Origin of the sequence: Marinobacter vulgaris, assembly GCF_003344045.1 — a bacterium.
Classification (GTDB): Bacteria; Pseudomonadota; Gammaproteobacteria; order Pseudomonadales; family Oleiphilaceae; genus Marinobacter; species Marinobacter vulgaris.
On sequence record NZ_QFWX01000003.1, the window covers coordinates 472445 to 487638 of the forward strand.

Below are 15194 nucleotides of genomic sequence, written 5' to 3' on the forward strand. Positions count from 1 at the left end.
GTTGTGATTTTTTGATTCCGGTCAAAAAACAACCTCGCTTCACGGCAGGCGTCCGTACCGCTCTACTGATAGGGCAATTCTTTGTGACAGCCCTTGCTGGCAAAGATTCCAGTCCATCTGCCACCCCCAGTTGTTTACCACAGTCCCGGGTGTGTTGAACCTGGCCTTTGTTCCAAGCCCCATAAAATCCTGCATGGGAACAACAGCCAGGCAGCAGGCCGACCGCAAAGCGGCTTCTATCAGCGGCCAGGGCATGTCCTCTCCTGAGACTCCCAGATAGCTGTTGACGTAGTGCCGGGTAGCATCATCGAGGCTCCGGTACCAGCCAAGCGTGGTGTCGTTATCGTGGGTCCCCGTATATACCAGGTCCCTGGCATGGTGGTTGTGTAACAGGTGGGGGTTACCCGGGCTGCCGTCAAAGCCAAATTGCATCACTACCATCCCCGGAAGCCGGAAGCGTTTACGCAGTTCTTCTACTCCGTCGCTGATCATGCCAAGGTTCTCTGCAACCAATGGCAAGTCCGGAAATCGGTTGAAACAGGCCTCAAGAAAATCGCCGCCCGGGCCCGGCACCCAATAGCCGTTTCTGGGCTCCGGCGTTTCTCCGGGAATCTCCCAATAGGCCTCCAGTCCCCGGAAATGATCGATGCGGATCAGGTCAAACAGGTGGCGCTGGCTTTCGAGCCGCTCCAGCCACCACTGATAGCCGTCCCGGGCCATCGCCTCCCAGTTGTAAAGCGGGTTTCCCCAGTGCTGGCCATGGGGAGAAAAATAATCCGGTGGAACCCCGGCAACCACCGTGGGCTCGCCCCGTTCGTCGAGCTTGAACAGATACCGGTTGGCCCAGACATCGGCGCTGTCGTGGGCAATAAAGATGGGGATGTCGCCGAACAGCAATACGCCACTTGCCCGTGCATAGTCCCGCAGAGCCTGCCACTGGTGATGGAACACAAACTGCTCAAACCGGACCCGGGCAAGGCGTCCCGGGTTCTGTTCAATAAAGTCCTGAAGTGCGACGGTGTTCCGGTCCCTCAGGGTTTCGGGCCACTGAACCCAGCCGGATAACCCCTGAACCTCCCGAATCGCGCAGAACAGGCAGAAGTCATCCAGCCAGTAGTCATTGGCTTCACGGAAGCGTTGATAGCCGGCCTGGTCGAGGCCTTTCAGGCCCCCGGCACTGTTATCGAAAAATCGTTCCGCAGCGAGGGTCAGCAGATGCTGGCGCGTCCCGGGTGCGGATTGTGACAGTTCCCGGGTTGCCAGCAGGCCAGCCTCAACCAGTTCCAGCAGATCGATGAAATCCGGGTTGCCGGCGTGGGCGCTCAGGGACTGATAGGGCGAGAGGTCCCGGTGAGTGGGTCCCAGCGGCAGCGTCTGCCAGATATTCAGGCCGCTGTCGGCCATGAAATCAACAAAGGTGCGGGCGCTCGCACCGAGTACGCCCCAGTCTGCCGGCAGACAGGTCGGATGCAGTAAAACGCCGGCCCGGCGTGCATTGAACAGATCGCCGGAGCTGCTGGCAGTCATGCCGGCTTATCCGCTTCGTGGCCCGGCCTCATGGCACCGCCACGCGCCGGTTCGCCGCTGCCCTGGCTCAGCTGCTGGAATACCGATGGTGGCGCAGGGCAATCGATTTTCTCGTACAGATTCACCAGGTGTCGGCGGTAAAGATGCTCGAAGTCGCTGACGATCTGGGCCGGGTTGTAATCTCCGAACCACCAGAACCAGTCAGACCCCTCGCAGATCGCCAGTTGTTTCCGGGCAGACTCTTTGCGCTCCGCACTGAGGTTGCCGTTCTCCATCATCCGGTCGTAGTGGATTTTTGCCTCACAGAGCAGATCCCAGGCCCGGTTCTTGTCCGGATCGCCTATCCAGGTTGAGAAGGTTCCGTAAATCCAGCTGCCGGCCACCAGATGAGGCAGTCGCGCCGGTTCAGCCATCGGCCGTGCAACCAGATCGCTGTAGGTGGTCAGTTCAAGTTCCGGATGGTGCGCGAGTACCCGGTACAGCTCGTCCAAAAAGTGATAACCATTCTCCGGGTAGTATTCCCAGGCATTCTCCCCGTCCATGATCACGGAAATAACCGGAGAGGACTTGCCCCTGGCTTCGCTGGCGATGGTCTCCATATGATTGACCAGGTCACCAACCGCATCCTCGGCGTGCCAGTCGGCGTAGGTGAAGCCGATGAGATCAGACAGGCCATCGTCGCGGAAGAAAACGCTTACCGCAGATTCACCGAAGGTGTACGGCTGGTGTAATCCGGTATCGGGCAGATCCGGATGCTGTTCCCGTGCCTGCTTGAGGCTGTTGTGAATCACCGAGTCACCACTGGCGGTCCAGCGGAACTCCTGGTCAGACAGTAACGTCAGCGTGGCCTGGCTGAGCCCGCCCTCGGACGCCCAGCACCCAACAGGTTCAATGCCGAAAAACCGTTGGAAGACCGCCTTTGCCTGCTCAAGCTGCCAGCCCGCCCGTGCTTCACCGCCGGGATAATGACTGTGATCTGGCAGGGCAATTTCGGGCATTGCCTCGCGCGCGGATTCCAGTTCCAGCAGCAGCGGCAGCATGGCGTGGGTATAGGGACTGACGGAGAGCTCTACCTGGCCTTTCTGGGCAAGATGCCGGTAGCGCGGACCGATACCGGACAATACCTCGAAAATCACATCGAGCAGGGCACGGCGGTCGCCCATGGTGAAGTCATAGGCTTTCTCCTGAAGACTCTGAACACAAGAGTTCTTGCGGCGTATGGTTTCGCCCATCCAGCCCAGGTGATACCAGACCAGGAGATCCGACAGAAAACGGTTGGAGATGTATCGCTGCAGTTCCGGTTTCTGTTGGTAGACATCGGCAATATCTGCCAGCCGTGCATACGCGGGGAAGCGCCTGATGATCCGTTCCGGATTGGCCCGCAGACATTTCTCCATCAGGTTCAGAAAAGCCGGTGAGCCGGCCTCCGGCAGCTCATCTGCCACCAGAGCGGCCAACAGTGGATCACCGATTTCCCCCGCACCATAGCGCCACTGTTCGATCTGAACCAGATAGGTTTCGATCTGCTCAAGCAGAATCGGCGCAAAGTTGACCACCGCCCTTGCCCCGGATTCTTTCTCCAGATGGGCGGCCATATCGCTGTAATCCTTGATGGTGTGGAGATACACCCAGGGAAACAGGAACTGCCCGGTATTCATGTCCTGATAGGAGGGCTGGTGCATGTGCCAGCAAAGCACGACCGGGGTTTTGGTGTCAGAGGCCATGAGGGTAATCCTGCCCGAGCATCTCGGGGGTGATCAGCACAACACCCTTGGGGGAAACACGGAACCGCTTGCGGTCTGCCTCTGCATCAAACCCGATCTGCGAACCCTCCGGAATACGGCAGCCACGGTCGATCAGGGCGTTGCGAATACGGCAGTGGCGGCCAATGTGGACGTCCGGATAGATGACGGAGTCTGATACCTCACTGAACGAATTTACCCTGACCTGCGAAAACAGCAGGGAACGTCTTACAACGGCGCCCGAGACAATACAACCTCCAGCCACCATGGAGTCCACGGCTATACCTCGGCGGTTGTCGTCATCGAACACAAACTTGGCGGGTGGCAACTGCTCCTGGCAGGTCCATATCGGCCAGTGGTAATCGTAGAGATTTACTTCAGGATTGATGCCGATCAGCTCCAGGTTGGCCAGCCATAAGGCATCGACGGTTCCCACATCCCGCCAATAGGCCGGCTTGTTCTGTACCGGGTCCCGGAAGGGAAAGGCCACCACACGCAGGCGCCTGATTACGGACGGAATAATATCCTTGCCGAAATCGTGGGAGGATTCGCCATCCAGCTTTCTGTCACGCTCAAGTTCATCGAAAAGCACCCGTGTGCTGAACACATAGATGCCCATGGATGCCAACGCCGTGCCAGGTTTGCCCGGCATATGTTTCGGGTTCTCCGGTTTTTCAAGGAATTCGGTAACGTTGAGCTCATCGTCTACGGACATGACCCCGAATGCTGACGCCTCCTCGAGCGGGACCTCAATGCAACCGACAGTGATATCGGCTTCACTTTCAACATGGGCGGCCAACATGGTGCCGTAGTCCATCTTGTAGATATGGTCGCCGGCCAGGACCAGCACGTATTCCGGATTATGGCTGCGGATGATATCGAGATTCTGCAGTACCGCGTCCGCGGTGCCTTCGTACCAGGAGGTCTCGATGCGCTGCTGCGCCGGCCACAACTCGACAAATTCGTTCAGTTCACCGCGCATAAAGCCCCAGCCGCGCTGAATGTGCCGGATCAGTGAGTGGGATTTGTACTGGGTGATTACGCCGACCTGGCCAATGCCGGAATTGATGCAATTGGACAGTGGAAAATCAATAATCCGGAACTTGCCACCGAACGGTACCGCGGGTTTGGCGCGCCAGTCCGTGAGTTCGTGAAGGCGCGAACCGCGACCGCCGGCAAGCACCAGGGCGAGAGTCTGGCGAGTAAGGCGACTCACATAACGCTTGGCTGTTTGCATAGTCGATTCCCTCAAAAAATTTCCCTGTGGCCGGTTGTCCAACTGCAGGGAGTTCCATGAATTTGACGCTTTCAACCATACTAGAACACTATCATGGAATTATGACGTAAGATTGGCGTGGGTCATTTTTAAAACATGACCTGTAATGTTGAATAGAGAGACGTTTCATCTGGTCAGGAAGGCAAGGTCTATGGATAGTCCAACGCTCAGCGATTTCGACCTTCATCTCTTTGCCGAAGGCAGGCATTGGCACATCTACAATGTTCTAGGCGCTCATGTCTGCAACAGTCGGGGTACCGAGGGCGTTCGATTTGCTGTCTGGGCCCCACATGCCCGAGAGGTCAGTGTGGTTGGAGATTTCAATGCCTGGCGTTCCGGTACCCACACGATGAGCCCCCACGACAGCACCGGCGTCTGGTCTTGCTTTGTCCCGGGCATCGGCAGCGGAAACCTTTACAAATTCTCCATTACCACCGAGACCGGGCAACAGTTGCTAAAAACCGATCCCTACGGCCAGGCCTTTGAGCTGAGGCCAGCCACCGCTGCCATAGTGACTGAGCGCGGCCATTTCTGCTGGAGTGATGGTGACTGGCTCGCCCGGCGTGGCCGTTGGAACTGGCAGGAATCCCCCATTTCGATTTATGAGGTCCACGCCGCTTCCTGGCGTCACCATGGCTCCGGCCGATGGCTGACCTATCGCGAGCTTGCCGACCAGCTGGTTCCCTACGTGCTGGAGCTGGGCTTCACCCATATCGAGCTGTTGCCGGTGACCGAGCATCCCCTGGACGAATCCTGGGGGTATCAGACCACCGGGTACTACGCCCCGACCAGTCGCTTCGGTACACCGGACGATTTCCGCTGCCTGGTAGACCAGTGTCACCAGCACAACATCGGCGTTATTCTGGATTGGGTGCCGGGCCACTTCCCCACCGATGAGCACGCCCTCGCCCGGTTCGATGGCAGCGCCCTGTACGAGCATGAAGACCCCCGCCAGGGTCGCCATCAGGACTGGGGCACCCTGATCTATAATTACGGCCGGCATGAGGTCCGCAACTTTCTCATCGGCAGCGCCCTGTTCTGGCTGGATGCGTTCCATATCGATGGCTTGCGCGTGGATGCCGTGGCGTCGATGCTTTACCTGAACTATTCCCGAAAGGAAGGCGAATGGCTGCCGAACATCCATGGTGGCAATGAAAACCTCGAAGCCATCGACTTTTTAAGGGAACTGAACCGCGTCTGCCAGAGTCGTTTCCCTGGAACAGTAGTCTGCGCAGAAGAGTCGACCTCCTGGCCACAGGTCACACGTCCGCCGGAAATCGGCGGTCTCGGCTTCAATTTGAAATGGAACATGGGCTGGATGCACGACACCCTGGAATACCTGCAGCAGGACCCTGTGTACCGCCAATACCATCACGACAAGCTGACCTTTGGCCTGGTTTACGCGTTCACCGAGAATTTCCTGCTTCCGCTGTCCCACGATGAGGTAGTGCACGGCAAAGGCAGCCTGATCAACAAGATGACGGGAGACGAGTGGCAGCAACGCGCGTCATTACGACTACTGCTGACCTATATGTACAGTTATCCCGGTGCCAAGCTGCTGTTCATGGGCGGCGAATTTGGCCAGCGTCGGGAATGGAGTGAAGCGCGTGAGCTGGACTGGTCGTTGCTCGCCAGTCCTGAGCATCAGGCCCTCAAACGCCTGGTTCAGGATCTCAACGGCCTTTATCGCCGGGAGGTGTCTTTACACGGCGACTGTTTCCGCCCCCGGGGATTTGAGTGGATCGACTGCCACGACTCGCCCCAGTCCGTGATCAGCTTTCTGCGTACCGCGAAAGGTCAGGCCACGGTAATTGTGGTGAATTTCACACCAATGCCCCGGCATAACTACCGAATCGGGCTACCCCATGGCGGAACCTGGCGGGAAATTTTCAATTCGGATTCCGAATATTATGGCGGCAGCAATCTGGGCAATCCCCTGCCCATGCTGGCCGACAAACAACCCTGGATGAACCGGAACTGGTCGCTGGAACTGACTCTGCCACCGCTCGGCGCAATTATTCTGAGGCCAGCCCAATGACCCGGGTATTATTCGCCACCAGTGAAGTCTACCCATTGGTTAAAACCGGTGGTCTTGCCGATGTGTCTGCCAGCCTGCCCGAGGCACTTTGCAGGCTGAATTACGACGTCCACATTCTCCTGCCGGGCTACCCTGCTGCAATCAAGACTGCCAGGGAGGCCGGTTGCCGTCGGAAATGCCGGTTCCGGATCGGGCAATACGAAGTCAGCCTCTGGCGCACTCAGCTTCCCGGCACCGCGGTCACTCTCTGGCTGGTGGATTGTCCGCCGCTGTTTGAAAGGCCGGGCAACCCCTATCAAAACGAAAAAGGACAGGACTGGTGGGATAACGCGCACCGTTTTGAACTGTTTGCCCGAGTCGGTGCCATGATGGCCATGGGTGAAGCGGGGCTGAACTGGCGACCGGATGTGGTGCACTGCAACGATTGGCAGGCGGGGCTTATCCCGGTGTTTCTCGAGCACTGCCCCAACCGGCCCGGCACCGTATTCACCATCCATAACCTCGCATACCAGGGCCTGTTCTCCCATGAAACATTTCGTGCCCTGGGGTTACCGGATTCACTCTGGCACTGGGAACAGCTGGAATTCCACGGCCAGCTGTCTTTTATCAAAGGCGGACTTGTTTTCAGCGATCGCATTACCACCGTCAGCCCCGGTTATGCGCGGGAGATCCAGACGCCGGAATTCGGCAACGGCCTGGATGGTGTGCTCAGGTATCGGCAATCCCGGTTAACAGGCATTCTCAACGGCATTGATGCCGAGGTCTGGGACCCGGAAACAGACCCGCAACTTACCTTTCATTACGGACCCGATCATCTGGAGAACAAGGCCCGGTGCCAGGCTCATTTGCAACGGGAGCTTGGCCTTGAGGTCAACGGCGGCCCATTATTGGGCTTTATTGGCCGGTTGGTTGAGCAAAAAGGCGTCGACTGGCTGATCGCAGTGATGCCCGAGTTGCTGAAGCGTGGATGCCAGTTCGCCCTGCTCGGTTCTGGGGAGGCAGGTTATCATGAAGAATTAATAAAACTGGCGCGGCAATGGCCAGACCAGATGTCGCTGACACTTGGTTACGACGAGGGGCTTTCCCACCGGATTACCGCCGGCTGTGATCTGTTCCTGATGCCCTCCCGGTTCGAGCCTTGCGGACTTAACCAGATGTACAGCCTGCGCTACGGCACTGTGCCGGTGGTTCACGCCGTTGGCGGGCTTTCAGACACAGTACAGGATCCGGAGGAAGCGGGGCTTATCAGGGCTAACGGCTTCTGTTTCAGTGAAGCGAGTGCCCAGGCATTGCTGGGGGCTGTAACCCGCGCTCTGGGCTATTTCAGGAGTCGCAAGCAATGGCGGCGGTTGCAGGAAAACGGAATGGCGGCCGATTATTCCTGGAAACAGCGGGCCCACGACTACAGCGATCTTTACCAGAGCATTCTCAAAGAGCGCGAAATTTGACAGCTGGATTCGTATGAGCGCCCATACGCCCGGAGACAATCGATATGCACAAAGCAACCGAATTCCGACTTGAGGCCCATCCCCTTGTTCCCCTGGCCCTTGAGCGTCTTGAAGAGCTGGCCAATGACCTCTTCTACAGCTGGGATCACGGGGTCCGCAGGCTGTTTGCCAGGATTGACCTTCGGCTCTGGCAGAAGGTCGAGCACAATCCGAAACTGTTTCTCAGGCGTGTTGCCCAGGACAGGCTGGATGAGGCGGCGGAGGATCGGGCATTCCTGGCGGAGTACCGGCAGGTTCTCAGCAGCTACGATGCCTACCTGGAGGCAGGTCCCGGGCCGGAAGTCACCGAAAAACTGGATCCGGAAACGGCACTGGTGGCCTACTTCTGTGCAGAGTTCGGTTTCCATGAGAGCTTCCCCATCTATTCCGGAGGTCTTGGCATTCTGGCAGGTGACCACTGCAAGGCCGCCAGTGATCTGGCGTTACCCTTCGTGGCGGTAGGCCTTCTGTACCAGCAGGGCTACTTCATCCAGAGCATCGACGCCCAGGGCCAGCAGATTGCCCGGTACCAGTCCCACTCCAGTGACGAACTGCCGATCACCCCCGTTGAGAAGAACGGCCAGGTACTCAAGGTTTCCGTGCCCTTTCCTGACCGTAACGTCTTCGCCCGGGTGTGGGAAGCCAGGGTCGGTCATATCCGTTTGTACCTGCTTGACAGCCACACCGAGGAAAACAGCGCGGAAGACCAGGATTTAACACTGCAACTGTATGGCGGCGATGAGTCCACCCGTATCAGCCAGGAGATGTTGCTTGGTATAGGCGGCACCCGCGTGCTTGAGGCGCTGGGACTGAAGCCTACGGTGTGGCACATTAACGAGGGCCATGCGGCATTCCAGATTCTTGAGCGCTGCCGGCAGACCATGGCCGAGGGATTGACGTTCGAAGCCGCGCTGGAAGCCGTTGCCGGTGCCACCCTTTTCACCACCCATACGCCGGTGGCGGCAGGCCATGATATCTTTCCCAGGAACCTGGTTCAGCACGCCATGGGTCGCTACCTTGAGGAATCGGGGCTGGACTTCGAAAAGGTATTTGCCCTGGGTGACAAAGATGATGGGGTCACCTTTAACATGACAAGCCTTGGCCTGCGCGGTTCCCGGTTCCACAATGGGGTCAGCCGGATCCACGGTGGTATTGCATCCCAGATGGAGGGCGATATTTGGCCACAGGTGCCTGCCGAGGAAAACCCGATCAGTTATATAACCAACGGCGTGCACGTACCCACCTTTCTGGCCCCTGAGTGGGTAAGCCTTTTCGACATCCAGGCTTCTACCTGGAAGAGCGAACTGCGTAATCCGGCATTCTGGGAATTTATCGACCAGATTCCGGATTATCATTACTGGAGCGTACACAAGGCGCTCAAGCAGCAGATGGGTGAATACATTGTTCGCCGCCTGAAGCGTCAGCACAAACGCAACGGTACCGGGCATTCAGTAACACAACGGATGACGCGTCCGCTGGTCTCCACGGACAAAGATACCCTGGTGATCGGTTTCGCCAGGCGGTTTGCCACCTATAAACGCGCCACACTGATCTTTTCCGATCTTGACCGCTTACAGCGCATTCTCACCGACCCGGATCGCCCGGTGGTGCTGGTTTTCGCCGGCAAGGCACACCCCCGGGACAAGCCCGGCCAGCAGCTGATCAAGGTTATCCACGACCTTTCCATGCACCCTTCCATGATGGGACATCTGATACTTCTCGAGGACTACGACCAGGCCATGGCCAGGCGCCTGCTCAGCGGGGTGGATGTCTGGCTCAATACGCCGGAGTATCCCAAAGAAGCAAGCGGAACTTCCGGCGAAAAAGCGGCTGTTAATGGCGCGCTCAACCTGAGTGTGCTGGACGGCTGGTGGGGTGAAGGTTACGACGGCAAGAACGGCTGGGCAATTCCGCCAAGGGACATCGGGCTTGATGCGGAATTCCGTAACGAAGAGGAAGCCCGTGACCTTGTGGACCTGCTGGAGTTCGAGGTGGTACCCCTTTACTACGAGCGCGCCTCACAGGGTTATTCCAAAGGCTGGGTGAAGCGCTCGAAGGCGTCCATGAAGACGATCACGCCCCGGTTTAACAGCCAGCGAATGGTGATGGACTACGTCACCAACTTCTATCAGACTGCCTCAAGCCAGGGCGCCAGGCTGATGGCTGATGGTGGTGCACTGGCTACCGAACTGGCGGACTGGAAAGCCAGGGTTCGGGAAGCCTGGTCGGGGGTTGAGCTCAGCGTTGTGGGATGTGTCGAGGCCCGTTGCCCCCACAGTGGCACCGTGGATTTTCGGGTGCAGGCGTTGCTCAATGGTCTGAGCGCTGACGATGTGCGGGTGGAGTGCCTGATCAGCCCGGAATGCACGGGAACCCATAAGACACCGGGCCCCGCCAGCTTCTTTCTGGAGCAGGAAAGCGAAGCGGACGGCAGAACCGTCTTTGCCACGCAGGTGCAGCCCTCCTACCCGGGGCTCCAGACTCTCAGGCTGAGGATGTACCCGTACCACAAGGCGCTGACTCATCCCCTGGAGATGGGCGCCATGCTCTGGGTCTGAAACCGGGCATGGCGCATCGTTACAGAACGTGCTGGCGAATAAACCGGCCGATATCCTGTATTTCCTCAAGACACACACTGTGCTCCATCGGGAAGGTCTTGTAGGACGGCTCGAAGCCCATTTTTTCCAGTGTCTCCACACTCAGACGACCGAGCGATTCCGGCACCATCGGATCCTGGGTGCCGTGGTAGATGCTGATGGGGATATTGCGGTTGGCGTCGGAAACCTCGACAGTTTTTGCCGTCGCAAAATAGGTCGACAGCGCAAGAATACCGCCAAGGCGCTTGGGATAGCTCAGCCCCAGCTCGTAAGCGACGGCGCCTCCCTGGGAGAAGCCGGCAATGATAATGTTCTCGCTGCTGACACCGCGCTCGATTTCCCGATCCACCAGTTTCGCAACCGCATCGGACGAGGCCACCAACTGATCGGTATCCACCACGCGGTCGATGTCCATTGCCTTGATGTCGTACCAGGCCGGCATGGTCATGCCGCCATTAATGGTAACGGGCATATTGGGCGCGTGGGGGAAAATGAAGCGGACCGCCGCGTCTTCCGGCAGCCCCAGTTCCGGTACAACCGGCTCAAAGTCATGGCCACTGGCTCCAAGGCCATGAAGCCAGATAACAGAAGCAGTCGGGTTGGATTTGGTTTCAAGTTCAATGTATTCAAGTTCTTGCACAAAATACCTCGGGTATCAGTAAGGTTCCGGTGTTGAATCCGGTTTGCTGGTGTGGGCCTCAAGTGCCGTCACAACAGGGTTGGCGTACATGTCCAGCAGGTAGGGGCGGACCGCCGGATCACAGCTTTCCAACCTGCGCTCCATTTCGGCTTCGGCGGCCTCAATTTCTGCCGCCGACCAGGCTTCTGCTGTCACCACTGCGTCACTCACGGTCTCGCGGGTCGCATGGGAATCCGGGTGAATACCTCTTTGCTGGTACGCCACCAGATTCGAGGTGTGCAGGTGGTAGTTGGCGTGCATCTCACGGTCGATGCGCGCCGCCAGATCCTTCGGGTTGTCTTCCGCGTCAGCGATCGGGGCACCAAAGTGAACATGCACGTGCCCTTTGAAACCGGTCAGGCCCTTCATGATCTGATCGGTATCCTCACCTTCCCGCTTGCTGTATTCGCCGGTGCGGGCCCGGGTTTCCAGTTCGCGGGCCTTGTCCAGGTCACAGGGGTCGTACTCATAGGCAATGGACACCGGAACAATGTGCAGCCGGTTCATGGCTTCGCCGAACGCCAATCCGCTCTTCTTCCTGCTCATGTAGAACATTTTTATGATGGCGGGGTCGGTAAAATCAAGGCCGTTTTTCGCGCGTCCCTCACGCTGGGCGATCCAGATGCTGTCGTTGGTATCGATGCTGTGGTTGATGAACGAGGAAAGCATGATGTAGGCATCCCGCATTTCTCGGGGACTGGTCATGTTACGACGTACCACAAAGCTTTTGTTCAGCCTCATCATTTCCGCGAATACACGGTTGGCCAGCAAGTTGTCGCCGATCGCAATACGGGTGGTCTTGAAACCGTTCATGAACAGCAGGTAGTTCACCACCATCGGGTCAAACACGATGTCGCGATGGTTGGATATGAACAGGTGTGCACTGTGTTTGTTCAGGTTCTCCAGCCCGCTGTGGGTGACACGGCTAGTGGTGTTCCCCACCAGCTCACCAACGTACCCTGATAGCCTCGCCTGGAGGTCATCGATACGGGCAATACCTGAAAAATGACTGATCAGCCATCGTTTAACCCATAACCGGAGAATGGCAGGCGCCCACTTCGCCAACACTGGCGATTTAAAGCGGCCAACCATATCCAGAAATTCCCGGTCCCGGACCAGGTTATTGATGGCAGTTCGGGTTTCCTCGTCCGAATAGGGACGGATCGCGTCAAATTCCTGCATGAAATTCCTGTTTGTTGGGTGCAGAAAAAAGACGCATTGTAGCCGTTATAAGGTTTGTTTGTCTTCGCCGATTCCGTGACGGGATTCTGGTATCATTGCGCAGCTGTCAGAACGCCAAGTTTCTACTGTACATATTTACTGTTCACCAATACCGCCGGCCAAGTCATGGATTTTGCACAATTAAGCACAGAGCGTCCCCGCGTTTCAGATCAGGATCCGGAAGAAGTCCTGCACCGGGTATTCGGTTATGAAACCTTCCGGCCACTGCAGGGTGACATCATCCGCGAAGTGGTTAGCGGCGGCGATGCGCTGGTGTTAATGCCTACCGGCGGTGGTAAATCCCTGTGTTACCAGGTACCGGCCCTCGTGCGTGCCGGAACCGCCATCGTGATTTCTCCGCTGATTGCACTGATGCAGGACCAGGTGGCTGCCTTGAAAGAACTGGGTGTCCGCGCCGCCTTTCTGAACTCCACCATGGATTTCGAACAGGCCAGGGATACCGAAAACGCCCTGATGACCGGGGAGCTGGACCTTTTGTACTGCGCCCCTGAGCGGTTGATCCAGCCCCGCACCCTGGATCTCCTGCACGACGCGTCGATTTCCCTGTTCGCCATTGACGAGGCGCACTGCGTCTCTCAATGGGGTCATGATTTCCGTTCCGACTACCTTCAGTTGAGCCGGTTGGCCCAGGAATTTCCCAGTGTGCCGCGGATTGCCCTGACAGCCACCGCGGATGAGCGGACCCGCAAGGAAATTGCCGAACGCCTGTCACTTACCGAAGCCCGCCATTTTATCAGTGGCTTCGATCGCCCCAACATTCAATACCGTATTGCTCCAAAAACTAATGCCAACAAGCAGTTGCTGGATTTTATTAAAGCGGAACATGATGGTGACTGTGGTATCGTTTATTGCTTATCCCGTAACAAGGTGGACGCGACGGCCAAGATGCTGAGCGACAAAGGCTACACCGCGCTGCCCTATCACGCGGGGCTGAACGCCGGCGACCGTGCCCGAAACCAGGAGCGGTTTCTGCGTGAAGACGGGGTGATTATTGTGGCCACCATTGCGTTCGGGATGGGTATCGACAAACCGGACGTACGGTTTGTGGCGCATCTGGACCTTCCCAAAAGCCTTGAAGCCTACTACCAGGAAACCGGCCGCGCCGGCCGTGACAGCAAGCCTTCAACAGCCTGGATGGTCTACGGCCTGCAGGATGTGATCAAGCTGCGTCAGATGCTTGAAGGTTCTATGGGCAACGACCATTTCAAGCGTGTCGAGCGTCAGAAACTGGACGCCATGCTGGGCTTGTGCGAGGTGACCAGCTGTCGACGCCAGGTGCTGCTACGGTACTTTGGCGACTCACTCGAAGAGCCATGCGGCAACTGCGATACCTGTCTGAATCCCCCGGAAACCTGGGACGGCACGGTGGCGGTTCAGAAAGCCCTCTCCTGTGTATTCAGAACCGGTCAACGGTTCGGGGTGACCTATCTGATCGATGTCCTGCGCGGCTCCGAGAATGAACGGATTCTCCAGTTCGGGCATCAGACGGTGTCCACCTACGGCATCGGCACCGATTTGTCTGCCAACGACTGGAAATCCGTATTCCGGCAACTGGTGGCCAATGGCTACCTGAGGGCGGATCCGGAGGGTTATGGTGCCCTGCAGCTTACCGAGCAATGCCGGCCGCTGCTGAAAGGCAAGGTACCCATCCAGTTGCGTAAAGACCCGGTGGTCAAATCATCCGGAGGGCGCGGTTCATCCGGCTCTTCAGGGCGCCGCAAGATTGCCGATCAGATAACCGACACCGCAGGGTGGGAAGCACTACGAGCCTGTCGCAAGGTGCTGGCGGAGGAAAAAGGCGTACCGCCCTATGTGATATTCCACGATGCCACCCTGTTCGAAATTCTGGAAAAGCGTCCGAACAGCCTGGCAGAAATGGCTGAGATCAACGGCGTGGGGGCGGCAAAACTGGAGAAGTACGGCGAGACCTTCCTGGCCGCCCTGCGGGAGCTGGACGGCCTGTAACAGGCTGAATCAGGAAGCCTTGAATCCTTTCTTGCGAACCCGGTACTGGGCAATCGAAGTGGCCACGTGATTGCCGTGCTGGTCGTAAAGTGTACCTTCCAGCGCAAACGCAGCCCTGCCCGTTGCATCCGCTTCCGCCTTGATGGCTTCGACAGTGGCCTCATCCAGAGAAAATTCTACAAACACATCCGAGTTTGCCGGTTGCAGAAATTGCAGGGTCATCTCCTTGAGGATGGGGGTATAGGCCGGGCCCAGATCAAACAGGGTGAGCACGCCGCCAGGAATTTCGGCGACCAGGAAATAGGCACCGGCGTAAAGGCTGCCAAAGTGGTTCTTGTTACCCTTCAGGCGGATTTTTGCACGCACAAAGCCGGGCCGGACTTCTTCAACACTGAAGCCGTTGCGAGGCGCAAACGGAATCGAAAGCCCGATAATGCGGTTCACAGCCGCATAGCCACTGGTCTTGCGTAACCAGGCCAGCGGCTGGGTGAGTCGCGCTTTTGGGTCGGATGAAGAAACCCACTGCCCCGTTGCCCCGATCAGGCTATCAATCAACGCCATGTTCCTGCTCTCTTGTCAGTGCATCCAGCTCCGGCGGGCCGGATCAACAGGCGTAGATATTTACAGCCCCCGGAAGCCTT

General features: G+C 57.7%; 10 protein-coding genes. 4 read left to right on the forward strand and 6 right to left on the reverse strand.

The window, feature by feature from the left end; translation table 11 throughout:
* Positions 1-39: 39 nt before the first annotated feature.
* The 3 genes from malQ to glgC are packed head-to-tail and all read right to left on the reverse strand — an operon-like array spanning position 40 to position 4506.
* Positions 40-1527 carry a 4-alpha-glucanotransferase gene (gene malQ / locus DIT71_RS08400; RefSeq protein WP_114612740.1) on the reverse strand — a complete coding sequence of 496 codons (1488 nt, stop codon included), beginning with the start codon at positions 1525-1527 and terminating at the stop codon, positions 40-42.
* A complete protein-coding gene (locus DIT71_RS08405; protein ID WP_114612741.1) occupies positions 1524-3251 on the reverse strand; it encodes a glycoside hydrolase family 57 protein in 1728 nt (575 codons plus the stop codon). The genes malQ and DIT71_RS08405 overlap by 4 nt, the downstream gene beginning before the upstream one ends.
* Entirely contained in the window at positions 3241-4506 is a 1266-nt protein-coding gene (gene glgC, locus DIT71_RS08410) for a glucose-1-phosphate adenylyltransferase (RefSeq protein WP_114612742.1), read from the reverse strand. Before glgC ends, DIT71_RS08405 begins: the two co-directional genes overlap by 11 nt.
* A gap of 190 nt (positions 4507-4696) precedes the next feature.
* On the opposite strand from glgC, the gene glgB reads away from it, so the two are divergent.
* From glgB to glgP, 3 genes are read left to right on the forward strand one after another with little or no spacing between them, the layout of a single operon-like run.
* Positions 4697-6583 carry a 1,4-alpha-glucan branching protein GlgB gene (glgB, locus tag DIT71_RS08415; RefSeq protein WP_114612743.1) on the forward strand — a complete coding sequence of 629 codons (1887 nt, stop codon included), beginning with the start codon at positions 4697-4699 and terminating at the stop codon, positions 6581-6583.
* Positions 6580-8031, forward strand: coding sequence for a glycogen synthase GlgA (glgA, locus tag DIT71_RS08420; protein ID WP_114612744.1), 1452 nt, complete (start codon positions 6580-6582; stop codon positions 8029-8031). Before glgB ends, glgA begins: the two co-directional genes overlap by 4 nt.
* A 44-nt stretch (positions 8032-8075) precedes the next feature.
* Positions 8076-10628, forward strand: a complete 2553-nt coding sequence (glgP, locus tag DIT71_RS08425; RefSeq protein WP_114612745.1) for an alpha-glucan family phosphorylase — start codon at positions 8076-8078, stop codon at positions 10626-10628.
* A gap of 19 nt (positions 10629-10647) precedes the next feature.
* Here the strand turns inward: glgP and DIT71_RS08430 are convergent, their stop codons facing one another.
* Together DIT71_RS08430 and DIT71_RS08435 are read right to left on the reverse strand one after the other, a co-directional pair.
* On the reverse strand, positions 10648-11307 hold the full coding sequence (locus DIT71_RS08430) for an alpha/beta hydrolase (protein WP_114612746.1): 660 nt from the start codon (positions 11305-11307) through the stop codon (positions 10648-10650).
* A 15-nt stretch (positions 11308-11322) separates the two neighbouring features.
* Positions 11323-12528 carry a 1-acyl-sn-glycerol-3-phosphate acyltransferase gene (locus DIT71_RS08435; protein WP_114612747.1) on the reverse strand — a complete coding sequence of 402 codons (1206 nt, stop codon included), beginning with the start codon at positions 12526-12528 and terminating at the stop codon, positions 11323-11325.
* A 165-nt stretch (positions 12529-12693) separates the two neighbouring features.
* Here DIT71_RS08435 and recQ point away from each other — a divergent pair, with 165 nt between their 5' ends.
* Positions 12694-14553, forward strand: a complete 1860-nt coding sequence (gene recQ, locus DIT71_RS08440) for a DNA helicase RecQ (protein ID WP_114612748.1) — start codon at positions 12694-12696, stop codon at positions 14551-14553.
* Positions 14554-14562: 9 nt separating this feature from the next.
* On the opposite strand, the gene DIT71_RS08445 is transcribed toward recQ, so the two are convergent.
* Positions 14563-15114, reverse strand: a complete 552-nt coding sequence (locus DIT71_RS08445; protein WP_114612749.1) for a PaaI family thioesterase — start codon at positions 15112-15114, stop codon at positions 14563-14565.
* Between the last annotated feature and the right edge of the window lie 80 nt (positions 15115-15194).

Bases quoted from the DNA above. Each gene is read 5' to 3' on its own strand.
- malQ (WP_114612740.1), bottom strand. From the start codon at position 1,527: ATGACTGCCAGCAGCTCCGGCGATCTGTTCAATGCACGCCGGGCCGGC.
- DIT71_RS08405 (WP_114612741.1), bottom strand. From the start codon at position 3,251: ATGGCCTCTGACACCAAAACCCCGGTCGTGCTTTGCTGGCACATGCAC.
- glgC (WP_114612742.1), bottom strand. From the start codon at position 4,506: ATGCAAACAGCCAAGCGTTATGTGAGTCGCCTTACTCGCCAGACTCTC.
- glgB (WP_114612743.1), top strand. From the start codon at position 4,697: ATGGATAGTCCAACGCTCAGCGATTTCGACCTTCATCTCTTTGCCGAA.
- glgA (WP_114612744.1), top strand. From the start codon at position 6,580: ATGACCCGGGTATTATTCGCCACCAGTGAAGTCTACCCATTGGTTAAA.
- glgP (WP_114612745.1), top strand. From the start codon at position 8,076: ATGCACAAAGCAACCGAATTCCGACTTGAGGCCCATCCCCTTGTTCCC.
- DIT71_RS08435 (WP_114612747.1), bottom strand. From the start codon at position 12,528: ATGCAGGAATTTGACGCGATCCGTCCCTATTCGGACGAGGAAACCCGA.
- recQ (WP_114612748.1), top strand. From the start codon at position 12,694: ATGGATTTTGCACAATTAAGCACAGAGCGTCCCCGCGTTTCAGATCAG.
- DIT71_RS08445 (WP_114612749.1), bottom strand. From the start codon at position 15,114: ATGGCGTTGATTGATAGCCTGATCGGGGCAACGGGGCAGTGGGTTTCT.